Annotated in this window: 20 protein-coding genes; 11 read left to right on the forward strand and 9 right to left on the reverse strand. The window is 64.1% G+C overall.

What is annotated here, in order from left to right:
- Nucleotides 1-26 precede the first annotated feature (26 nt).
- The 5 genes from E4S61_RS16055 (at nt 27) to gfo6 (ending at nt 4892) form a co-directional block, all read left to right on the forward strand.
- Nucleotides 27-698 carry a transaldolase family protein gene (locus E4S61_RS16055; RefSeq protein WP_135304979.1) on the forward strand — a complete coding sequence of 224 codons (672 nt, stop codon included), beginning with the start codon at nt 27-29 and terminating at the stop codon, nt 696-698.
- 25 nt (nt 699-723) lie between these two features.
- Nucleotides 724-1695, forward strand: coding sequence for a carbohydrate kinase family protein (locus E4S61_RS16060; protein ID WP_135304980.1), 972 nt, complete (start codon nt 724-726; stop codon nt 1693-1695).
- Between the two features lie 72 nt (nt 1696-1767).
- Nucleotides 1768-2529, forward strand: a complete 762-nt coding sequence (locus E4S61_RS16065; RefSeq protein WP_135304981.1) for an IclR family transcriptional regulator — start codon at nt 1768-1770, stop codon at nt 2527-2529.
- A 451-nt stretch (nt 2530-2980) separates the two neighbouring features.
- Nucleotides 2981-3739: an HpcH/HpaI aldolase family protein gene (locus E4S61_RS16070; RefSeq protein ID WP_135304982.1), complete on the forward strand. Its 759-nt coding sequence runs from the start codon at nt 2981-2983 to the stop codon at nt 3737-3739.
- 70 nt (nt 3740-3809) lie between these two features.
- Nucleotides 3810-4892, forward strand: a complete 1083-nt coding sequence (gfo6, locus tag E4S61_RS16075; RefSeq protein ID WP_135304983.1) for a D-xylose 1-dehydrogenase Gfo6 — start codon at nt 3810-3812, stop codon at nt 4890-4892.
- 97 nt (nt 4893-4989) lie between these two features.
- Here gfo6 and E4S61_RS16080 read toward each other — a convergent pair whose 3' ends face one another.
- Entirely contained in the window at nt 4990-6075 is a 1086-nt protein-coding gene (locus tag E4S61_RS16080; protein WP_135304984.1) for a substrate-binding domain-containing protein, read from the reverse strand.
- Between the two features lie 72 nt (nt 6076-6147).
- Nucleotides 6148-7134, reverse strand: coding sequence for an ABC transporter permease (locus tag E4S61_RS16085; protein ID WP_135304985.1), 987 nt, complete (start codon nt 7132-7134; stop codon nt 6148-6150).
- 136 nt (nt 7135-7270) lie between these two features.
- Between E4S61_RS16085 and E4S61_RS16090 the strand changes: the two genes are divergently transcribed.
- Complete coding sequence (locus E4S61_RS16090) at nt 7271-8068, forward strand: ATP-binding cassette domain-containing protein (protein ID WP_135304986.1); 798 nt, start codon at nt 7271-7273, stop codon at nt 8066-8068.
- 14 nt (nt 8069-8082) lie between these two features.
- Here E4S61_RS16090 and E4S61_RS16095 read toward each other — a convergent pair whose 3' ends face one another.
- From E4S61_RS16095 to E4S61_RS16105, 3 genes are read right to left on the reverse strand one after another with little or no spacing between them, the layout of a single operon-like run.
- On the reverse strand, nt 8083-8538 hold the full coding sequence (locus E4S61_RS16095) for a universal stress protein (protein WP_135304987.1): 456 nt from the start codon (nt 8536-8538) through the stop codon (nt 8083-8085).
- Nucleotides 8539-8587: 49 nt separating this feature from the next.
- Nucleotides 8588-9460 (reverse strand): amidohydrolase family protein, encoded by an 873-nt coding sequence (locus tag E4S61_RS16100; RefSeq protein ID WP_135304988.1) that lies wholly within the window; start codon nt 9458-9460, stop codon nt 8588-8590.
- Between the two features lie 4 nt (nt 9461-9464).
- Nucleotides 9465-10271: an SDR family NAD(P)-dependent oxidoreductase gene (locus E4S61_RS16105; protein WP_135304989.1), complete on the reverse strand. Its 807-nt coding sequence runs from the start codon at nt 10269-10271 to the stop codon at nt 9465-9467.
- A 129-nt stretch (nt 10272-10400) separates the two neighbouring features.
- On the opposite strand from E4S61_RS16105, the gene E4S61_RS16110 reads away from it, so the two are divergent.
- The 3 genes from E4S61_RS16110 (at nt 10401) to E4S61_RS16120 (ending at nt 13039) form a co-directional block, all read left to right on the forward strand.
- Nucleotides 10401-11576, forward strand: a complete 1176-nt coding sequence (locus tag E4S61_RS16110) for a mandelate racemase family protein (RefSeq protein ID WP_135304990.1) — start codon at nt 10401-10403, stop codon at nt 11574-11576.
- Nucleotides 11577-11582: 6 nt separating this feature from the next.
- A complete protein-coding gene (locus E4S61_RS16115; protein WP_135304991.1) occupies nt 11583-12680 on the forward strand; it encodes a Gfo/Idh/MocA family protein in 1098 nt (365 codons plus the stop codon).
- A gap of 98 nt (nt 12681-12778) precedes the next feature.
- A complete protein-coding gene (locus tag E4S61_RS16120; RefSeq protein ID WP_135304992.1) occupies nt 12779-13039 on the forward strand; it encodes a hypothetical protein in 261 nt (86 codons plus the stop codon).
- Between the two features lie 272 nt (nt 13040-13311).
- Here E4S61_RS16120 and E4S61_RS16125 read toward each other — a convergent pair whose 3' ends face one another.
- Nucleotides 13312-14178, reverse strand: a complete 867-nt coding sequence (locus tag E4S61_RS16125) for a fumarylacetoacetate hydrolase family protein (RefSeq protein WP_135304993.1) — start codon at nt 14176-14178, stop codon at nt 13312-13314.
- A 92-nt stretch (nt 14179-14270) separates the two neighbouring features.
- Between E4S61_RS16125 and xacF the strand changes: the two genes are divergently transcribed.
- Entirely contained in the window at nt 14271-15713 is a 1443-nt protein-coding gene (gene xacF / locus E4S61_RS16130) for a 2,5-dioxovalerate dehydrogenase (protein ID WP_135304994.1), read from the forward strand.
- Here xacF and E4S61_RS16135 read toward each other — a convergent pair.
- The 3 genes from E4S61_RS16135 to E4S61_RS16145 all read right to left on the reverse strand — a co-directional run bounded on the left by E4S61_RS16135 (nt 15703) and on the right by E4S61_RS16145 (nt 18146).
- A complete protein-coding gene (locus E4S61_RS16135) occupies nt 15703-15882 on the reverse strand; it encodes a hypothetical protein (protein ID WP_135304995.1) in 180 nt (59 codons plus the stop codon). The genes xacF and E4S61_RS16135 overlap by 11 nt on opposite strands.
- 195 nt (nt 15883-16077) lie before the next feature.
- A complete protein-coding gene (locus E4S61_RS16140; RefSeq protein ID WP_135304996.1) occupies nt 16078-17565 on the reverse strand; it encodes an MATE family efflux transporter in 1488 nt (495 codons plus the stop codon).
- On the reverse strand, nt 17562-18146 hold the full coding sequence (locus E4S61_RS16145) for a TetR/AcrR family transcriptional regulator (RefSeq protein WP_135304997.1): 585 nt from the start codon (nt 18144-18146) through the stop codon (nt 17562-17564). The genes E4S61_RS16140 and E4S61_RS16145 overlap by 4 nt, the downstream gene beginning before the upstream one ends.
- A 333-nt stretch (nt 18147-18479) precedes the next feature.
- Here E4S61_RS16145 and E4S61_RS16150 point away from each other — a divergent pair, with 333 nt between their 5' ends.
- Nucleotides 18480-21323: a S8 family serine peptidase gene (locus E4S61_RS16150; protein WP_167768541.1), complete on the forward strand. Its 2844-nt coding sequence runs from the start codon at nt 18480-18482 to the stop codon at nt 21321-21323.
- Nucleotides 21324-21436 lie beyond the last annotated feature (113 nt).

The following is a 21436-nucleotide window of genomic DNA, read 5'->3' on the forward strand; positions in this document are numbered from 1 at the left end:
TCTCGACAGGACGCCCACCGTGGGATATGAGACTCTATCTCGATACAGCAGACCTCGGCCAGATCCGTGAGATGGCCCGACTCGGCGTTCTCGACGGCGTGACAACGAACCCGGCTATCGTCGCCGGCACGGAGAAGTCGTATCGAAATGCGGTCGAAGACATCGCTGAGGTAGTAGACGGCCCGGTGTTCGCACAGGTCATCGCCGCCGACGCCGACGAGATGGTCCGCGAAGCGCGGGGTTATCAGGAGTGGGCCGCCGACGTGGTGGCGAAGATCCCCGCCACCCGCGCGGGGTTCGAGGCGCTCTCCCGCCTCCGAACCGGAGGGATTCCGGCGGGAACGACGGTCGTGTTCTCCGTCGAGCAGGCGGTGCTGGCGGCGAAGAACGACGCCTCGTTCGTTGCCCCCTACGTCGGCCGCCTCGACGACGCCGGTTCGGACGGGGTCGAGACTGTCCGCCGGATGCAGGAGATATACGACACCTACGGGTTCGAGACGGAGCTTCTGGCGGCCAGCATTCGGAACACCACACAGGCCGTCGCACTCTACGAAGCCGGCGTCGACGCGGTGACGATGTCGCCGGAGGTCCTCGAAGCGCATATCCCACACCCGAAGACCGACGAGGGCGTCGCCGGATTCGAGGCGGCGTGGGGCGACCGTGGGAGTCCACTCGATGAACGCGGCGACAGTAGCTAAGTACGGGGCCGCTCAACTCTCGGGCATGACCGACGATCCAACCGTGCTGGTAGCAGGCGATACGCTGGTCGATTTCGTTCCCGAGCGGGCGGGCCCACCGGGACAGGCGGGCGGCTACACGCCGAAGTTCGGTGGCTCGGGCGCAAACGTCGCGCTCGCCCTCGACCGCATCGGCGTCCCGCCCCTGTTCTGGACGCGCCTCGCCAGCGACGACTTCGGTGCGTTCCTGCGCTCGCATCTAGAGGACTCGTCGATTCCCGACGACTTGCTCGTGACCGACGCGGACGCGCGGACGACGCTCGCCGTCGTCACACACGACGAAGACGGCGACCGCTCGTTTTCGTTCTACCGCGAGGACGGCGCGGATACACGCTTTCGACCCGGGAGCGTCGCCGATGCGACGCTCGATTCGGTGTCGTGGGTCCATACGACCGGCGTGATAATGAGCGTCGAACCGAGTCGGACGGCCACGCTCGAACTCCAGTCCCGCGCGAGCGACCGCTGTACGGTGTCGCTGGACCCGAACTGGCGACCGGAGATGTGGGAGAGCCCCTACGAGTTCGGGGCCGTCGTCCGGGGTGCGTTGGACGCCGTCGATGTCGTCAAGGCGACGCCGGCGGACCTCGAAGCCGCCGGGTTCGAGACGGACGACCCCGAGGCGCTCGCACAGACCGTCGCCGACTACGGCCCGCACACCGTCGTGTTGACACTCGGCGGCGAGGGAGCGCTGTGTTACGGCACCGAGGAGAGCCCGGTCTCCGGGTGGGGGCGTCACGAGGGGTACGATGTCGACGTCGTCGATACGACGGGTGCGGGTGATGCCTTTCTTGCGGGATTCATCGCCGCGCTGACTCACGACGTGACCGACGCCGAGTCTGCGCTCGCACTTGCGAACGCAGCGGGGGCCGTCGCCACGACCCAGCCTGGTGCGGTGTCGGCGCTGACCGGCTTCGATCGAATTCGGCGGTTTCACGACGAGATTCCCTGGGTCGAATAGCTGTCTGGCCCGTGCGGACGGCCGTTCCGTTCTGGTGAACAGACCTATATCCTAGGGCGTCGTAGCCGTGGTATGTCATCGCAGGAAAACACGATAACTGCGACCAGAACGTCGTTCCGGGTGCTTGAGGCGCTCAAACGCCTTGACGGGGCGGGCGTGACGGCCGTGGCGACCGAGCTGGATACCGCGAAGAGCACCGTCCACAATCACCTGCGGACGCTCGAAGACGAGGGCTACGTCACTTGCGAGGGCGGGACCTACCGGGTTAGCCTCCGGTTTCTCGAACTCGGTGAGTACACTAGAAACCGGATGGACATCTACGAGAAAGCTCGTCCGGAGGTCGACTCGCTCGCCGAGGAGACGGGCGAGATGGCGAACGCCGCCGTCGAAGAACACGGCGAAGGCGTCTACATCACGCGCGCGGAGGGAACGCAGGCAGTCAGCGTCGACACCTACGCTGGCAAGCGGGTGAAACTGCACTGCACCGCGCTTGGCAAGACGATTCTGGCACAGCTTCCCGAACGCCGAGTCGACGCCATCCTCGAAACGCACGGGTTACCCCGACGGACGGAGAACACCATCACCGACGCCGACGAACTGAAAGACGAACTCGACGAGATCCGCGACCGGGGGTACGCCTACGACCGCGAGGAACGACTGCCCGGACTCCGATGCGTGGCGGCTCCCATCGTGGCCGACAACGGAAACCTCATCGCGGCGCTCTCCGTCTCGGGGCCGACGACCCGCATCAAGGGTGACCGCTTCCACCAGGAGATTCCGGAGCTGCTCCGGTCCTCGGCCAACGTCATCGAGATAAATCTCGCCTATTCGTGATGTGTTACCGCGTCCCGCAGAACTGAACGGCGGGATTGCGTCGACCTCCTGGTTCGTGTCGCCTCCACTCTGAATACCTCGATAGAACGCAACTTGCTGAACACGCGAAACACATCGAGCGTGCCACGAGAGGGCAATATGCGGCTCTAGAGGAGATTACGAGATATCTCCTCGAAATTATCTTGCGATTCTCTCACGAACCGAGATCACGGACTCCATCGCTCCCAGCCGGTGCGTTCGCTTTCAGTGACTGTTCGTTCAGGCGAGGCGAACACCGTTATATGCAATAAATAGTTATGGTCTGTGGGATGGAATAACAATAGTACACGAGTTATTAGGAAATCGCTTCGGCGTTCCGCACGACGGATTTCACGTTCAGCAGACGTGAACGCTAGTCCCATCACATGCGATGAACGGTATCTTAATGCGCCGTGCTACCGAGACACGCTATATGGCGTCTCAATCGCTCAGACGGCGACTCCTCGACGGGGAGACGGTCCTTGGCACGTTTCAGCTGTTAGATGCACCCATGGCCGCGGAGATGGCCGGCGTCGCCGGGCTGGACTTCACGATTCTCGACCAAGAGCACGGGCCGCTGACTGCGGAGACCTGCGTCGCGATGTGTGCGGCCGCACAGCAGGGCGGGGCCGCTCCCATCGTCCGCGTTCGGAACAACTCCGAGTCAGAGGTACAACGCGCCCTCGATATCGGGGCTGCCGGGGTCGAGATTCCTCAGATAGAGACGGGTGAGGACGCCCGTGCGGCCGTCGAACACGCTCGTTTCGACCCCCTCGGATCGCGGGGTCTCTCCCCGAAGGTCCGTGCCGGTGGCTACACCGGGAGCGACGACTTCACCGAGCGACAGAACGAGGAGACGGTCGTCATTGTCCACATCGAGGGGGAGCGTGGCGTGGAGAATATCGGAGATATCGTCGAAGTCGACGGTATCGACGTGCTGTTTCTCGGTCCCTACGACATCTCTCAGTCCATCGGCATCCCGGGGCAGGTGCGAGACGACCGCGTCGAAGCGCTCATGGCCGAGGTCTGTGACCGGGCCGCCGACGCGGGAAAAGTCGTCGGGACGTACGCCGACGACGCCGAGATGGCCCGGCAGTGGATGGACGCAGGCGCACAGTACGTCGCCGTCAGCGTCGACGGAACGCTCCTCACTCGCGCCTTCGAAGACATCGTCGACGCGCTTGGGGAGTAGGGGCTGTGGGCGAACTCGACGAGGACCAACTGCCCGACATTTCTTTTATCCCCACGGTCGATTGATCGCTATGGACCTATCGGCGCTACTTGGAGATTTCGACCACCGCGACTGGCAGGACGTGACCGAGACAGACGACCCGATTCGCTTCGCCATGATCGGCGTCGGCTGGTGGACCCGTGAGCAGGCGATGCCGGCCGTCGAGTCGAGCGCCCTCTGTGAGACGACCGTGCTGGTCAGCGGCGACCGACAGAAAGCCGAGAACGCCGCGGCCAGCTCCGAAACCGTCGAGCACGCCATCTCCTACGAGGAGTTCCACGACGGCGAGGCAAGCGACGCCTACGACGCCGTCTACGTCGTGACGCCGAACGCCTACCACCTGGAGTACGTCGAGACGGCCGCCGAACTCGGGAAGGCGGTTCTCTGCGAGAAGCCGATGGAGGCGACCATCGAACGCGCAGAGCGGATGGTCGAGGTGTGTGAGGACCACGACGCGACGCTGATGATCGCCTACCGGATGCAGACCGAGCCGGCGGTCAGACGGGCGAAAGACCTGATCGAGGAGGGATACATCGGCGACCCGGTGTTCGTCCACGGCAACATGACGGAACCGATTCTGGAGTTAGTCCCCGACCCAGACCAGTGGCGACTGGACTGGGACGTTTCGGGCGGCTGTGCGGCGATGGACATCGGCATCTACTCGCTCAATACCGCCCGCTTTCTCTTAGACGCCGACCCCCTGCGGGTTCAGGGTTCTGTCGCGTCCGTCCAAGACGAGTTCGAGGACGTGCCCGACGAACACGCCGCCTTTCAGGTGGACTTCCCTGACCACGTGTTCGCGCTCTGTACCGCTAGCCAGAACGCGACGATGGCGAGTCACATTCGCGTGACCGGGACCGAGGGACAGGTCCGCGTCGAACCGGCCTTCTACCCGTGGGACGACCGGCAGCTCCACGTCTCCTGTGGCGACACCGACACCGAGATCGAGTTCGAGCAGATCGACCAGATGGAAGAGGAGTTCGAGTACTTCGCGCACTGTCTCCTGACCGACACCGACCCCCTCCCGGACGGCGAACACGGGCTGACCGATATCCGGACGATAAAGGCGGTCTACCACGCCGCCGAGTCGGGGCGCGCGGTGGACCTCGACTGATACGGATTGTTGTAGTCTCTTCCCGGTATCCTCGGGACCGGTGCGACGAGTACCGGTAAACAGCTACAACAATCCGTATGAGGCGGCGACCGAGTGGTCAGCCGAAGTACTCGCTGAGGTAGTCCGAGGCGTTGTCTTGCGTGACCTCCAACCCGTCGATGACGACGGTGTCCTCGACGGATTCGCCGGCGAGGTGAGCCTTCCCGCTCTCGATGGCCGTGTTGACCATCTCCTCGGGGAGCTGTGCGATGGTGCCGTAGTACTGGTTGTCGGCGAACCGTTGCACCCACGCCTCGGTACCGTCGATGCCAGTGACAGGAACCGACATGTTGGCGTTGGAGAGCGCCTGGTGGACGCCGAGCGCCATCAGGTCGTTCTGGCAGAAGACGCCGTCGATCTCGTCGCCGTACTGCGTGATGAAGTCCTCCATCACGCTCAGGGCGTTCTGTGTCGAGAACTCGCCGGTCTGGCTGGCGAGTCGGTTCAGGCTGTCGTTGTCGTCGACCGCCTGCTGGAATCCCTCGCCGCGCTCGTTCGTCACGCTCGCGCCCGGCGTCCCTTCCAGTTGGACGACGTTGTAGGTGTCGGCGTCGCCGCTCTCCTGCATGAAGGAGAGACAGAGTTCGGTCGAACGCTGGCCGAGCTGGACGTTGTCGGAGGCGACGTACGTGACCGTCTCCCCCTGGGCGACGTTGCGGTCGATGGCGACGACGGGGATGTCAGCCTCGTTAGCCTGTCGGATGGCGTTGATGACGCCCTCGGCCGTGATGGCCGATATCATCAGGAAGTCCACCTCGTTCGAGATTGCCGCCTCGACGTCCGAGACTTGCTGGCTCTGGGAGTTGCCGGCGTCGTAGAACGCCGAGTCTGAGGATATCATCCCGTCGTTCTTGGCCTGATTGAAGGCGTTCTCCATCCGCGCGAAGAACGTGAATTCGAGCGACGGCACCGAGAGCGCGACGGTTGGCGTGGACCCACCGGCGGTCGTTCCGCCCTCGGTTCCGTCGGTGGTTCCGGTACCGCCGTCGCCGGTCGTTCCGGTGCCACCGTCACCGGCGGTTCCATCGCCACCGTCGCCACCATCGCCACCATCGCCGCCGTCGCCACCGCAACCGGCGAGCATGGCTGTCCCGGCAATCGCGCCGCTGCGGATAAACGTCCGTCTGCGGATGTCTCGTGACATACGCTAGCGTGTTTCGCGCCGTCGATTAAAAGAAGTATCGGTAAATATGATGTACTTCTCAGTTATCGATTCTCAGTCCTGTCCGACAACGTTTGCGAGGACGGCAAGCATCAGGACGATCCCCTGTGCGACGAGTCGCCCGGATGGGTCGACGCCCATGAGGTTCAACCCGTTTCCGAGGACGCCGAGGATGAGTACGCCGATGAGCGTCCCGACCATGTTGCCCGACCCGCCGAAGAGGTCGGCACCGCCGAGGATGACCGCGGCGATCGGTGGGAGCAGGAGGCTCGCACCCATCGTCGGGACGGCGCTGCCGAGGCGGCCAAGCGTCACAAGTCCCGCGATGGCCGCGAACACGCCCGAGATGACGAGTGTGCCCAGACGAACTGCCATGACGTTGATACCCATGCGCTCTGCGGCGGTGCGGTCGCCGCCGATGGCGTAGATGTACAGGCCGAACTTCGTGTAGGAGAGTATCAACTGCGAGACGATGAGCAGGGAGAGGAAGACGAGGACGATGCTCGGAAAGCCGAAGACGCTGGAACCGCCGATCGCCGTTATTGACTCCGGCAGGCCGATGATGGGACGGTTGTTGGAGACGATGAGGCCGAAGCCGTCCGCGAGAAAGAGCATCGCCAGCGTCGTCATGAAGGAGGGGACGCCGAAGCGGGCGGTGACGTACCCCGAGACGGTCCCGAACGCCGCGCCGAGGGCCAGGCCGGCGAGGATAGCGAGCGGCACCGGGACGGCGAACCCCTCGAAAAGGCGCGCGCCGACAGCGAGCGTGGCGATGGTCAGCCCCGAGACTTCCATCACCTGTGCGATACTCAGGTCGATCTCGGCACAGAGGATGGGGAAGGTTACGCCGATCGCCATGATCCCGATTATCGACACCTGTTGGAGGACGTTCACCTGGTTGCCGACCGTGAGAAATCGGTCGTTCAGGAGAGCGAACGCCACGTACAATCCAACGAGCCCGATGATCGGTCCGTACTGACTGATAGCGTTGACAGTCAGTCTGTCCCGAAAGAGCGAGGCGTCGGCTACCGATTGCGACATGGAAAGTTCGTTTCGACGGCGAGATATTATATCTTTGGGGATTGTGAACGCTCAGCATAGTCTGGGCGCGCCTCGTTTTCGGGAGATGGCACCTATAGACCGAACGCTTTTACTGTCACGTGAACACATACCGTGCATGGCGAACGCCAGTCGGAGCGACACAGACCATATCGTCGAGATGAAGGGAATCACCAAGACTTTCGGCGAAGTGGTCGCACTGCGGGACGTGACGTTCGAACTCCGCCGAAACGAGGTGCTCGCGCTGGCGGGCGACAACGGGGCTGGCAAATCGACGCTCATCAAGTGTTTAGCCGGTGCGCTCAGACCGAACTCGGGGACGATTCGCGTAGACGGCGAGGTCGTCGAGATACGGAACCCGCGACAGGCCAAAGCGCTCGGCATCGAGACGACGTTTCAGGATCTCGCGATCGCGGGGAACCTTACCGTGACACAGAACATCTTTCTGGGGCGTGAGGAGATTTCCGGCCCGGACACGATGCTGGGCGTCCTCGACAAGCGCGCGATGCGAGAGCGCGCCCGTGAGCTTCTAGAGAACTTAGAGATCCACGTCGACGTAGACGAGAAGGTGGCGAACCTCTCGGGGGGCGAACGGCAGCTGGTGAGCATCTCGCGGACGCTGCTCTCGGACCCGAAGATCGTCATCATGGACGAACCGACGAGCGCCCTCTCCGTCGAGGGGGCCGAGCGCGTCCTCGAGCTCATCTCGCAGATGCAGAGTCAGGGCATCTCGATCATCCTCATCTCGCACAACCTCGATTACGTTCAGCGGGCGGCTGATCGCATCCATATCCTTCATCAGGGCCGTAGCGCTGGCGTCATCGACGGACCGACCGCGGACCGGGACGACATCGTCAGTCGGATGGTCGGCGGCATGCCCGACGAGGAACGGGGAGAACAGCCCGCCGATGTCTGACCGGTATCTGCCCGTTACTCCTGTTTGACGTACAGGACCGGACCCGGCGCGTTCAACAGCACCTGCTGTGCGTGGTCGCCGAACATCGCCTTCCCGGCCGGCGACCGCTTCGTCCCGCTGACGACGACCATGTCTGTGTCGAACTCGTTGACTTTGCGGACGATCTGGTCCGACGGCTGTCCGCCGGCGACGCCGCGGATCTCGAAGTCGATACCGCGCTCCTCGAACATCTCGACAGGAACGCGCACGCTGTCGTGGCGCTCTGCGACCTCGTCAGGCGAGAGACCGCCGCTGGTCTGGTCGATGCCCATCTGGTCCAGCAGCTCGTCGTACTCGTCGCGCGGGAACACGTACAGGATGTACACCGTCGCACCCGCCGGTTCGGCGATGTCTGCAGTGGCGTCGACGAGGCCGTCGAGGGAGTTCCAGTCGTCCGGTCCGACCGACAACAGGATTCGTTCCAGTGCCATACGTCCGATTCACTGGTGTCTCAATTAATTGTTTTGGCAGCCACCGCCGTCAGGACTCGTGAACATCCTCAAACGTCCGGTGGGCCAGATACGAATAATCCCGCGCGGAGAGGAACGGGACTTCTTCGACCCACGAGAGACAGTCCTCGTAGGTCGCCCAGTCGTCCATCCACGGGTAGTCCGACCCGAGCATCAGACGCTTGGGCCCGAACCACTCGGTGAGGTGGCGCACGTAGTCCCAGAGGTCCTCGTAGGGCCACCCCGACTCGCTGGAGCGCGGGAGCGAGCTCACCTTAACGGCGACGTTCTCGTGGCTGGCCAGCGACTCGAAGTCGGTCCACGGCTCCTCGTCGGGGTCGGTGGTCTCGTCGGGAAACGCCATGTGGTCGATGACGAGTTGCACGTCGGGATAGCGCCCGGCCAGTGTCTCGATCATCGATAGCTGCTCGGCCTTCGGGAAGACGAAGATGGCGGCGTCCTGGGCCGTCGCCTCGTCCCAGACCGGTGCCAACTCGTCGTCGAGAATCCAGTCCGCCGTCCGGTCGAGTTCCGTGGAGTGCTCCTCGTAGCGCAGGCAGGCGTGCATCCTCACGCCGAGCATTCGGTCGTGGCCGACGACGCGGCGGAGGGCGGCCCGCACCGCCTCGGGGTCGTCCTGATAGAAGTCCATCAGGCCGACGCCCCACAGCCGGTCGGGGTGGGCTTCGATAGCGCGCATCGTGTATTCGTTGGCACGGACACCGCGGCCGTACATCGGCGTCGTGACCACGACGCTCTCCTCGACGCCGGCGGTGTCCATATCGGCAATCAGGTCGTGGGCGGTGTACGAACCCGCCCATCCCGGCGGGAGAATCTCAGCCGACCACGGCAGTTCCTCGGTGTCTGCTCCCCACGCGTGCGTGTGTGTGTCTACGAATTTCATGAAATCACTCCAAGTTACCGCCGCCGCTGACCCGCAGGACATCGCCGACGACGTAGGACGCTCTGTCGCTTGCGAGGAACAGCACCGCGTCGGCGAGGTCCGAGGGCTGGCCAAGACGGCCGATTGGACGTTTCTCGCCGCGTTCGCGCAGAATCTCTTCAGCCGTCTTCTCGGGGTGCTCTTTCGCTTCCATCTCGGCCTCGTGGCGGGTCTGGGCCGTCTCGGTCACGTCCGTCGAGATGGCGTTCATCCGGATGCCGTGTTCGGCCAGTTCCTGTGCCATCCGCCACGTCAGGCCGTTGATGGACGTCTTCGAGATGCCATAGAAGCCGAACAGGCCGGTCCGCCGGTCACCGGCCTGACTGGTGTGGTTGACGATGCTCCCCTCGATGCCCGCTTCTATCATGTGGGCCGCGACGAGTTTCGACGCGTAGTACTGCGCCCTGACGTTGATATTCATCGTCGTGTCCCAGTCTTCGAGGGATGCTTCGACGAGCGACGCCTCCTCGGGCCAGACAGCGGCGTTGTTCACTAACAGGTCTATCTCCCCGAAAGCGTCGATGGCACGTTCGACGAGGTGTTCGATAGCTGCTGGGTCGCCCACGTCCGCGGCGATGCCGATAACCTCGCCTGCCCCCGCCTCTCCCAACTCCTCGGCGACGGCTTCGACTTCGGACTCCGATCGGGAGTTGACGACGACGTTCGCGTCGGCCTCGGCCAGTCCCGCGGCGATCCCCCGGCCGATGCCCTTCGTAGAGCCGGTGACGATAGCGGACTCACCGCTGTAGTCGTACTCGGTTTGGCCTACCATAGCATACCCGACTCGCCGTGCGATGAAGAATCCACCGGTGATTCGCGGGCAGTCGTGGACCGCTTCCGCTCTCGGCAACACCACCGGGGAGCACACACGTTTATTGCGATGGTGTCTCATGGTATTCGTATGGCTCCGGAGATTACCAGCATCGAGTCCGTAGAGTTTTCTTACCCCATCGAGGACGTGGGAACCGACCAGCACGGGTTCAACCTCGTCTACGAACCCGGGTCGGTGACAGAGCGAAAACTGTTCGCGCTCAAAGTCGAGACTGACACGGGCATCACCGGCGAGTACGTGGGCGGGAACTCCCCCGGCGCGGCGCAGATCAACATGTTCGCGGACTATCTCGTTGGGAAGAACCCGCTCGAACGCGAGCGCCACTGGAGCGAGATGAAACGCGCGCTCCGGAAGTACGACCGGATGGGCATCGGTCCCATCGACGTCGCCCTCTGGGACTTTGCCGGCAAGTACCACGACGCCGCGATTCACGAACTGCTCGGCACCTATCAGACCGAGTTCCCGGCCTACGCCTCGACGTACCACGGCGACGAGAACGGTGGCCTCGACACGCCCGAGGCGTTCGCAGACTTCGCCGAGGAGTGTCGCGAGATGGGCTATCAGGCGTTCAAGATTCACGGCTGGGGCGGCAGCGAGGGCTCCCGTGACCTCGACAGGGAAATCGACGCGGTCCACGCCGTCGGCGACCGGGTCGGCGACGAGATGGACCTGATGCACGATCCGGCCTGCGAACTGGAGACGTTCGCCGACGCGCTCAAACTCGGCCGGGCGCTCGACGAGGTCGGCTTCTTCTGGTACGAGGACCCATACCGAGACGGCGGTGTTTCCCAACACGGCCACCGGAAACTCCGCCAGGCGCTCGATACGCCCATCTTGCAGACCGAACACGTCCGCGGATTAGAGCCGGCGACGGACTTCATCGCCAACGAAGCGACTGACTTCCTGCGGGCGGACCCCGAGTACGACGGCGGCATCACCGGCGCGATGAAACGCGCCAAGGTCGCCGAAGGGTTCGGACTGGACGTAGAGTTCCACGCGCCCGGTCCTGCCCAGCGACAGTGTATCGCGGCCATCCGCAACACCAACTACTACGAACTGGCGCTGGTCCACCCCGACTGTCCCAACACCCAACCGCCGGTGTACGAGGGCGACTACTCCGACATGCTCGACACCGTCGATAGCGACGGGATGGTGTCGGTTCCCGACGGTCCGGGACTGGGCGTCGAGTACGATTGGGACTACATCGAGGACAACAAGACCGGGAGCGTCCACACGTACGAGTGAGATGACATGACCTACAAGGCCGGTATCATTGGCACGGGCGGGATCGCCGGGATGGGCATCCTCGGGATGCACGACGAAGACGAGATCGGACAGAAGAAGGTCCGAGCGAGTCACGCGGGGGGCTACGATGCGGCCGACGGCGTCGAACTGGTCGCGGTGGCCGACGTCGACGAGGAGAAACTCGACCGCTTCGGCGAGGCATGGGACATCCCCGAATCGGGTCGGTACGTCGGCCACGCGGCCATGCTCGACGCCGAGGACCTCGACGTGGTCTCGGTGTGTACGCCGTCGTACCTCCACGCAGACCACGTTATCGACGCCGCCAGGGCTGCGGCCGCCCCGTCGCTCGTCTGGTGTGAGAAGCCCATCGCCTCCTCGGTGAGCGAGGCGGAGCGGATGGTCGAAACCTGCGCGGAGACGGAGACCGAGTTGCTCGTCAACCACTCGTTTCGCTTCACGAGCAAACTCCGGCGACTCCGTGACCTCGTTCGCGAGGAGGAAATCATCGGCGAGGTGCAGTCGGTCGCGACGCAGTTCCGCATGGAGTTGCTGCGGAACTCGACGCACTTACTGGATACGCTCGTCTATCTCCTAGACGACAGGGCGTCGCAGGTCTCGGGCTACATCACCGGCGAGAACGAGGCTGTCGACTCGTTGCAGGCGGCCGAACGCGTGGACGACGCTGGCGGTGGCGGTTTCGTCGTGATGGACGACGGGGCATTCGTGACCATCGACTGTACGATTCCCCGCGCCGAGTCCTCGATGACGCTCAACTTCATCGGCAACGAGGGGAAACTCTACCTGAACAACGACGACGGCGAGTGGCGCTACTGGCGGCTGGAGGGCGGTGACCACGTCGAAGAGCCGCTGCCCGGCATCGAGGGCGCGTGGACCTGGGACGAGGACTACCGCGACGCCTTCGCCAACGCCGCGTCGGACATCGTCTCGGTGCTGGACGGCGAGATGGCGAATCCCTCGACCGGCGAGGAAGCCACGCGCTCGCTGGAGATTATCGTGGGTTTCTACATCTCACATTACACCGGCGGGCAGGTATCCATCCCGCTGGACCGGCCACTACGCGACGTGACTATCACGTCCTGGTGAACCTCTGCCGTCGACGACGAGATTCGTTCCACATAACGAAACGAACGCTCGCGCGTTCGGGACACCTCTTTTATCTACTCGGCGACTCACGTACCGGTATGGCCGATGCCGACCGCGTCCGGCTCCGCTACGCGCCTGACGACGACAACATCGCTTCGGCGCTCCGCAGCGAGACGTTCGAACTGTACCTCCGCCGCTCCAAAGCGGGACCCGTCGGATCCGGCGACGAGTGGGAAGAAGTCGTCAACGACGGCTGCGGGCGGACCAGTCCGGTCACGCTTCGCGTCGAATCGGTAGCGGGCGGCACGACGGTCGGCGAACAGACAGCGTTCGAATTTCACTCCGCAACGACCGAGTGAGTGACCGTAATCGGTCGAGAGCTGCTCGCGTTTGCGCGACGGTGAGCCGAGCGAACGACGACGGATACGAACGGTAACCTAAGCGAATGACGACTCGCTCAACCGCGAAGAATCGACCTTTTGAAGCCGTGAAAGCACGGAATACTGGCAAGTAGGGCGGCGAGAGTAGGGTTAGAGACCACGCGTAACGGGCCATCTCTTCGGACACGAGTTTCGTAATACTGAACGCCCATTTCGACGCTTGGACGGAATCGTCGCAAACGTGTACCGACTCAGACAGTCGTCACCGGGTTCGAGAGGTGGCCGACGCGCTCGATGTCGATATCGACCTGATCGCCCGCTTCGAGCGTGAACTCCTCTTCGGGGACGAGCGACGTGCCGGTCAGTAACACCGCCGTCTCCGGGACAGTGTTGTGTTTCGTGAGATAGGAGACGAGTTCCTCGCAGGTCCGGACCATCTCGCCGGTCGAGGTTCCCTCCTCGTACAGCCGCTCGCCGTCTCGGTCGATAGTCATCGTCATCTTCAGGTCGTGTGGGTCGCCGACTGCATCGGGCGTGGCGACGCAGGGACCGAGCGAACACGCCCTGTCGTACACCTTCGCCTGCGGGAGATAGAGCGGGTTCTCGCCCTCGATGGACCGGCTACTCACGTCGTTGCCGACGGTGTAGCCCACGATGTCGCCGTTGTGGAGGACGATGCCCAGTTCCGGTTCGGGGACGTCCCACTTCGAGTCGCCGCGGATGCCGACGGCCTCGCCGGGACCGACGACGCGAGACGGCGTCGCCTTGAAGAAAATCTCCGGGCGGTCGGCCTCGTAGACGTTTAGGTACATCTCCGGCATCCCACTCTCGGCCTCGCGCGCCTGTTCGCTGATCTCGTAGGTGACGCCGGCGGCCCACACTTCGTCCACGTCGAGCGGAATCGCCGCGGCGGTCTCGTCGGGGACGGACACCGACGCCGCCTCCTCGACGAGCCGGCGGGCCACCTCGTCTACCGTCTCGCTGGCCACGTCAGCGACGTGAGCCAAGTCGTCGAAGGCGGTTACGCTCGGGCGGGCGGCGGTCAGATCGTACGCCTCGTCGGCCTCACGAGCGATGAGCCGCCGCTTTCCGTCCTCGGCGGTACAGTAGTATCGCATATCCCGGTATTGTACGCCGTAGGGTCTTGTCGGTTCCGGTGATTCTACCGTCACCAAAACTTTCTCGTAGGGGGGACACTTCGCATCAAACGATGAGCGAGACATACCACAACTACGTAGACGGTGAGTGGGTAGAATCGGAGACGGGGGAGACCTTCGAGAACACGAACCCGGCCGACCGGAGCGACGTCATCGGTGAGTTCCAACAGTCGAGCGAGGCAGACGCCGAAGCGGCCGTCGAGGCCGCGGCCGCCGCGACCGACGAGTGGGCAAACACGCCCGGCCCGGAACGCGGCGCTATCCTGCGCGAGGCGTCGAAGAACCTCGAAGCGCGCAAGGACGAATTGACCGAGACGCTCGTCCGGGAAGAGGGGAAGGCCCGCCCCGAGGCGGCCGGTGAGGTCCAGCGCGCCATCGACATCTTCTCATACTACGGCGCGAAGGCGAGCGACATCGGCGGCGACGTTAAGTCCTCTAGCAGTCAAGATACGACGCTCTACACGAAGAACGAGCCCGTCGGCGTCGCCGGCCTCATCACGCCGTGGAACTACCCTGTCGCCATCCCCGCGTGGAAGATTGCCCCGGCGCTGGCAACTGGGACGACCGTCGCCTTCAAACCCGCATCGCTCGCGCCGAACGTCGCCCGAAAGCTCGTCGAGTGTCTGGACGAGGCCGGTCTCCCCGACGGCGCGCTCAACTTCGTGACTGGTCCCGGAAGCGCCGTTGGCAAGACATTCTCCACCCACGACGCCATCGACGCCGTCTCCTTCACCGGGAGTTCGGCCGTCGGCGAGACCGTCGGCGACCAGGCCAACGAGACGGGCAAGCGCGTCCAACTGGAGATGGGCGGGAAGAACCCCGTCGTCGTCATGGACAGCGCCGACGTGGACGAGGCGGTCGACATCGCCGCGTCCGGCGCGTTCGGCGTCACAGGTCAGGCCTGTACCGCCTGTTCACGGGCCATCGTCCACGAGGACCTCTACGACGAGTTCGTCGAAGGGGTCGTCGAAGCCGCCGAGTCCATCGACATCGGTCCCGGACTCGACGGGGCCGACATGGGACCGCACGTCAGCGAGAGCGAACTCGAGAGCACGCTCGAATACGTCGACGTCGGTAGCAACGAGGGCGCGACGCTCGAAACCGGCGGCGAGGAGGTCGATGCCGGCGACGGCTTCTTCGTCTCGCCGGCGGTGTTCTCCGACGTGGAACCGGACATGCGCATCGCCCAGGAGGAGATCTTCGGGCCGGTGCTGGCTGTCATCCCGGTCAGTAGCTACGACGAGGCGCTGTCGGTCTCGAACGGCGTCCGCTACGGGCTCTCGGCCAGCATCGTCACGCAGGACCTCTCGGAGGCGCACAACTTCGTCGAGGACTCCGAGTCCGGCGTCGTGAAGGTCAACGAGAAGACGACCGGTCTCGAACTGCACGTGCCCTTCGGTGGCATGAAGGACTCGTCGAGCGAGACCTATCGCGAGCAAGGCGACGCGGGACTGGACTTCTACACCCTCTCGAAGACGGTCTACCTCAACTACTGAAGCCCGCCGTCGTCGCCCCAGCTTCTCTGCGGTTTTTCTCACTCGACCAGTTGCGTGATCGAGTGTCGCTGGCGACTCGCCGGCCGCAGTCGCCGACAATGGGTATCTGCAGGATGTCGATGCGCTTGGTCTCGCTCTCGGCGGTCCCGTCGCCACAGTCGGAGATCACCCGGACGATTCGATGGATATTAGCAACAATATCGATTCGCTGACTTCGGCGAATTTGCCGTATAGACTAGCAAGATGTCTTATTTATATATAAAAATGCAGTATATGGGGGCGTCTAGAAGCATCTGGCTACAAATATGCCCATATAGGAACAATATTCGGCCTAAAATGGCCGAATAGTGCTATTCGGGAGTTGTCAGTCGCCGGAAACGGGCGTCTCCTCTTCGTCCCCGTCGAAGCCGCTGGGACCCGGCGTTCCGCGAACGTCACCCCCGCGCCACGTCTCGCTGCTGAACCACGTCCATGCGATGAGCGCACCGACGACGTTCGAGACGAAGAATGCGATCCAGATACCGCGTGGATCGGGTTGGGCGAGGAACCAGAAGTCCGTCGCTAACACGCCGCGCGAAGCGACCCACGCGATGGGGAGTCGAACGACGGCCAGCGTGGCGACGGAGATGGCGGCTGCGATCATCGTCTTTCCGGCACCGCGGAAGCCACCGGAGAACGCACGCATGATGCCGATGAAGCCAAAGGAGAGGGCGACGTAGCGGAGGAAGGTCGTCCCGTGGTCCAGCACGGCCGGATCGTCGGTGAAGACGGTGACGATCGGCTCGGGCACGAAGAAGATGAGCACGCCGGCGGCACCGAGGACGGCGAACAGGAACTTCGCGGCGACGTAGTTCGCCTTCGCCGCTCGGTCGTACTTTCCGGCACCGATGTTCTGGCCCGTCATCGTCTCCACCCCGCGGGCGACGGCGATGGCGGGCAGGAAGATGACCGAGAAGACGCGGGTGCCGATACCGAACGCGGCGACGACGGAGGTAGAGAACAGGCCCACGACGAGCAACAACGCGTTGATCGAGAGCGCGCGGCCGGTCCCCTCGATGCTGGCCGGGATCCCGATCTGGAGAATCTTCCGCAGGTACTGCGTGTCTGGCACCATATCCGAGAGGTGGATCTGTATCCCGCGGTTCCCCGAGAGCATGATGGCGACGCCGACGGCCATCGCCAGACTGCGCGAGAAGACAGTCGCGATGGCCGCGCCCTGAATCCCCATCTCGGGGAAGGCAACGGTGCCGAACAGCGGGGCGTTTTCGAGAAGCGTCCATCCGTTGATGAGGAACGGGTCGAGGACGACGTTGATCACGACGGTCCCGAACATGACGAACATCGGCGTCAACGTGTCGCCCGCGCCGCGCATCAGCGAGATGAACACGAAGAAGCCGAACATGAACGGCAGGCCCAGTGCGACGACCTCCATGTAGGCTGTCGCGCCGGGAAGCACGTCTGGCGATGCACCGAGGAACGAGAGGAACGGTCTGACGACGAGGTAGCCGAGTCCACCCAGCAGCGCCGAGGCGAGAAAGGCAAACGTGAACGTCTGCGAGGCGGCGTACTCGGCCTCCTCTGTCTCGTCCGCGCCCGTGTGCTGGGCGACGAGGACGCTCCCGGCTACCGACAGGCCCATTCCAAGCGAGATGAGCAGAAACACCATCGGGAAGGCGAAGGAGACGGCCGCGAGCGCTTCGGTCGAGTACTGGCCGAGCCAGAAGGTGTCCGCGAGGTTGTACGCCGTCTGCATCAGATTCGTGATGACGATGGGCAGCGACAGGAACAGGAGCGGCTTGACGATGCCGCCCTCGGTCAGGTCTAACTCGTCCTGTCCCTTGAACAGGCTCACGCCACCACCTCCGGCGACCACCCGAGTCGCTCCCGCAGATCAGCTTCGATGAGCTGGCGGGTCTCCTCGGGGGCTTCGCCCAGCGCGACCTGTCGTGCGTGCGTAGCGTTGATAGCGGTGACGACGAGCCGTGCGACCGTCTCCGGGTCGGAATCTCGAAAGTGACCACTCTCGATGCCCTCGCGGACGGCGTCGGCGACGACGCCACGCATCAGTTTGTCCATCTCGACGAGGCGGTCGCGGTACGCATCGTGGAAGGGAGCCTGCGCCTTGAGTTCCATGAGCGCGACGGCGAACTCGCCGTTGCCGTCCTTCGGGGGCGAGAAGACGACGTTCAGGAACGTTTCGAGCCGTTCGCGCGGATCACTCGCACGAGCGGCCAGCTTCCCCTCGAATCCGTCTAACATCTCGTCTAGAAACGCCCGCAACAGCCCCTCCTTCGTATCGAAGTGGTAGTGAATCGCTGCCGTCGAGAGCGAGGATTCGTCGGCTATTCGCTGGATCGTCAACTCGGCGTACCCATGCGCACAGAGAGCACGACGGGTCGCCTGCATTATCTCGGTTCGCGTGTCCGTTTCCATCTGTCACCCGAACTTACTGACTGGTCAGTCAAAAGGCTTACTGACTGGTCAGTCAGTCACGAGGCAGGCAGACATCGACGACGAGCGCGAGCGCAAGCCCGTTCCGGGATTGCGCGTGAACGGATTCGGTTGCGGTTGTTCCGCGGCGGGGCTGTCGGCGTGGCACCGAGCCGCAAGTGACGTATGGCCGTACAAGCGCCTTACCGCCCGTAACGGAGACCTACTAGAAAGTATTCGACTGCTATCAAAATGGAATGGGTCACTTCCCGAGGACATGCACGTCGGTCGAACCCGGATATCGCCTCGGTCCCAGCGGGGCGGTGGCAGATGACTATGAGTGGTGCAGTGACCGTTGTTCGCGTACTCGTCGGCTCGCTGCTCGTTTGCGGCGCTCTCGGTGCGGGCTGGACGCCCGTCTCTGGTCAGACGACCGAGGAACTCCAAACGGACCATCTCCAAGCGACTCCCGACTCCGGGCAGGCCCAGACTGCCGACAGGAAGACTGCACGTAGCGACGGAGAAATCGACCCACGACTCCTGAACCGTTCGGGTTCGGTACCGGTTCTCGCTCGCCTCTCTGCCGTCTCGGTTCCCGACGACGCTGACCGCGACGAGACCGTCGGACGGCTCAAGCGACAGAGCGGTCGCAGTCAGACTGCGCTCCGCTCGTTCGCCCGCTCACACGACGGGATCCGCGTCGTGAACCGGTTCTGGCTAGTCAATCGGGTTCTGCTTCGCATCGATCTCGCCCGAACGAATTTGTCCCGGGTCGCGGCGGTCGATGGTGTCGAGCGACTCGGATACGTACCGAAGGAGAATGCGACTGAGAGCCGAGACAGTCAGACGACTCGCAACGCAACCGCCGAGGCGACGCCGGGACGTGACGGCGCTCGACCGACACAGAACGGCAGTGAGGCCGACCAGCGCTCTCGGCAGGTCGCCTGGCAGATCGCGGCGACGAACGCGACGGGCGTCTGGGACCGCTACGACACGCGGGGAGACGGCGTTCGCGTGGCAGTCCTCGACCGCGGGATAAACACTCGCCATCCGACACTGGAACTCTACACCGAGGACCCCGACGACCGCCAGTATCCGGGCGGCTGGGCAGAGTTCGACAACGCCGGAAACCGACTCGATGGGTCCCGTCCACACATCGCTCGTGCCCACGGACAATCGACGAGCGGGCTCGTCGCCGCCGATAACGCCAGCGGCTACGCCCACATGGGCGTCGCGCCCGACGTCGAACTGCTGCACGGGGCCATCAACGGCAATCGGGAGGCGGCACTCGTCGGCGCGATTCAGTGGGCCATCGAAGCCGACGCGGACGTCGTGAGCATCAGCCAGGGGTACCCAATAACCCAGCGGCGCAACGACCCGCTCGTCCGAGCAGTCCGGCGGGCCCAACGTCTCGGTATCGTCGTCGTCGGCTCTGCCGGGAATAACGGACCGGGTGAGCGGTCGGTGACTAACCCCGGTGCGATCTACGAGACGATCGCTGTCGGTGCGACCGATAGAGAAGGGCGCGTGACGTCGTTCTCCTCGTCGGGAACCTACGAGAAATTCGAGGGGCCGATAGCCCGAGACCAGCGGCAAACGGTCACCTATCCGCCGACGTGGCCGCTCGAATACGGAAAGCCAGACGTCGTCGCGCCGGGGCGAGGCGCCGTCGTGCCCGCGGGCACGGATGGGACGCGCCGATTCAACGGAACGAGCGCTTCGACGCCGCTCGTGGCCGGAACTGTCGCCCTCATGGAAAGCGCTAGCGACGAGTCGGTCCATCCTGGTATCCTGAAGACGGCACTCCGATGTAGCGCGAGTCCGCCCGCGAACGCCGACGAAGTCGACGCGAGTCGATACGGCGCGGGAGCGGTCGACGCGTTCGCAGCCACGAAACGCGTCGTCGATGGACAGGGCATCGAGGGGACCATCGTCGACCGGAACGGCGAGTCGATTCCGCGCGCTCACGTCACGGTCTCCGACTGTGCCTCCTTCGCGTCTCGGTCCGGCACCTACGGCCTCTCGACCGCGGCCGGTCGCCAGACGCTCCGCGTGACGGCTCCCGGCTACGAATCACGGACGGTCACCGTCGACGTGCCCGAGGGCGAATACGTCACGCGCGCTATCACGCTCGAACGGGGGCCGCTGGTCCAGTCGTGGAACGACACTTATCCGCGCGATTTTCGCCCGCGTGACGGCGAGGAGTCACAGACCGGCACCGTCCGCGCGGAGGTGACCGGCCTCGAAGCGCTTCGCATCGATGCCGGCGAGAACAACACGATTCCGCTTCGGCGGATAGACCCGCGCGTAGTCGTCTACCGGGAACCGGACGCGGTAGCGTCCGCCGTTCGATTCGGCGAGTGGGTCCAGTTCGAGGAGTCGGAGACGAACTACGTCGTACTGTCGCTGGAACTCGATGGGGAACGGAAGGGCGTCCTCGACCTCGACGTGACGCTCCGTGGGAGCGATAGCGAAACCGTCAGGGACGTTTCCGCGCAGTTCTCCGCGCCGCCGACTCCGACCGCGACACCGTCATCGTCACCAAAACCATCTCCGACCGCAGCACAGACGCCGACGCCCACGGCGGCTCCGACGCCCGACCCGACTGCGAGTCCGGTACCGACCGAGACATCGACGGCGAAAGAGACGGAAACGCCGACGCGAGTCCGAGCGGTTACCGCGACCGAAACACCGAGGGAAGCACGAACGGTTACAGCAACGGAAACGCCGACGGAGACGCGAACCGAGACGACAGAGCCGACGGGACGGGTCTCTGTCCCCGAGCCAGACGACGATGCTCCGTCGTCAGACTCTCCCAGTCAGCCAGCGCCGCGGACGGACGTAACCAGCCGCACCTCGACACTGCAACCGACTACGACGGCGGAACAGGCAGTCGAGACGACGAGAGCGATCTCGACCGGGACTGACCCCGCGAGGCGGGCCACTGCCAACTCGCCGACCGTGACGGCGACGGAGCCGGAACCTGTCACTTCGGCCCCGTCCGGACAGCGGTCACCCGCGAGAACGAATGAGCGCGACGAGCCGGTAGCGACTACGAAGCGCTCGACCGCGCTCTCTAACGCCGCTCGGAACTCGCCGACACCCTGGCCGCTTCCGGCAGCCAGCCTCGCGGCTATCGCCCTCTTCGGCGCAGGCTATCTGACGCTTCGAGCAAGGTAGCCCGTCGGAGCCGTCTTTGGGTTCGCCCATCGAAGCGTTCGTAATCGCTCACTCGATGTCACTGTCCTCGTCTGCAGGCACACGTCCCTCTCGCCGAAGCGTCGGCGCGCAGC

Source organism: Haloarcula amylovorans, from assembly GCF_004681185.1.
In the GTDB taxonomy this organism is placed as follows: Archaea; Halobacteriota; Halobacteria; order Halobacteriales; family Haloarculaceae; genus Haloarcula; species Haloarcula amylovorans.

Coding starts and splice junctions, on each gene's coding strand:
- E4S61_RS16070 (WP_135304982.1), top strand. CDS start 2,981: ATGGCGTCTCAATCGCTCAGACGGCGACTCCTCGACGGGGAGACGGTC.
- E4S61_RS16145 (WP_135304997.1), bottom strand. CDS start 18,146: ATGGAAACGGACACGCGAACCGAGATAATGCAGGCGACCCGTCGTGCT.
- E4S61_RS16150 (WP_167768541.1), top strand. CDS start 18,480: ATGAGTGGTGCAGTGACCGTTGTTCGCGTACTCGTCGGCTCGCTGCTC.
- gfo6 (WP_135304983.1), top strand. CDS start 3,810: ATGGACCTATCGGCGCTACTTGGAGATTTCGACCACCGCGACTGGCAG.
- xacF (WP_135304994.1), top strand. CDS start 14,271: ATGAGCGAGACATACCACAACTACGTAGACGGTGAGTGGGTAGAATCG.
- E4S61_RS16105 (WP_135304989.1), bottom strand. CDS start 10,271: ATGGTAGGCCAAACCGAGTACGACTACAGCGGTGAGTCCGCTATCGTC.
- E4S61_RS16095 (WP_135304987.1), bottom strand. CDS start 8,538: ATGGCACTGGAACGAATCCTGTTGTCGGTCGGACCGGACGACTGGAAC.
- E4S61_RS16115 (WP_135304991.1), top strand. CDS start 11,583: ATGACCTACAAGGCCGGTATCATTGGCACGGGCGGGATCGCCGGGATG.
- E4S61_RS16100 (WP_135304988.1), bottom strand. CDS start 9,460: ATGAAATTCGTAGACACACACACGCACGCGTGGGGAGCAGACACCGAG.
- E4S61_RS16085 (WP_135304985.1), bottom strand. CDS start 7,134: ATGTCGCAATCGGTAGCCGACGCCTCGCTCTTTCGGGACAGACTGACT.
- E4S61_RS16090 (WP_135304986.1), top strand. CDS start 7,271: ATGGCGAACGCCAGTCGGAGCGACACAGACCATATCGTCGAGATGAAG.
- E4S61_RS16080 (WP_135304984.1), bottom strand. CDS start 6,075: ATGTCACGAGACATCCGCAGACGGACGTTTATCCGCAGCGGCGCGATT.
- E4S61_RS16120 (WP_135304992.1), top strand. CDS start 12,779: ATGGCCGATGCCGACCGCGTCCGGCTCCGCTACGCGCCTGACGACGAC.
- E4S61_RS16065 (WP_135304981.1), top strand. CDS start 1,768: ATGTCATCGCAGGAAAACACGATAACTGCGACCAGAACGTCGTTCCGG.
- E4S61_RS16125 (WP_135304993.1), bottom strand. CDS start 14,178: ATGCGATACTACTGTACCGCCGAGGACGGAAAGCGGCGGCTCATCGCT.
- E4S61_RS16055 (WP_135304979.1), top strand. CDS start 27: ATGAGACTCTATCTCGATACAGCAGACCTCGGCCAGATCCGTGAGATG.
- E4S61_RS16110 (WP_135304990.1), top strand. CDS start 10,401: ATGGCTCCGGAGATTACCAGCATCGAGTCCGTAGAGTTTTCTTACCCC.
- E4S61_RS16060 (WP_135304980.1), top strand. CDS start 724: ATGACCGACGATCCAACCGTGCTGGTAGCAGGCGATACGCTGGTCGAT.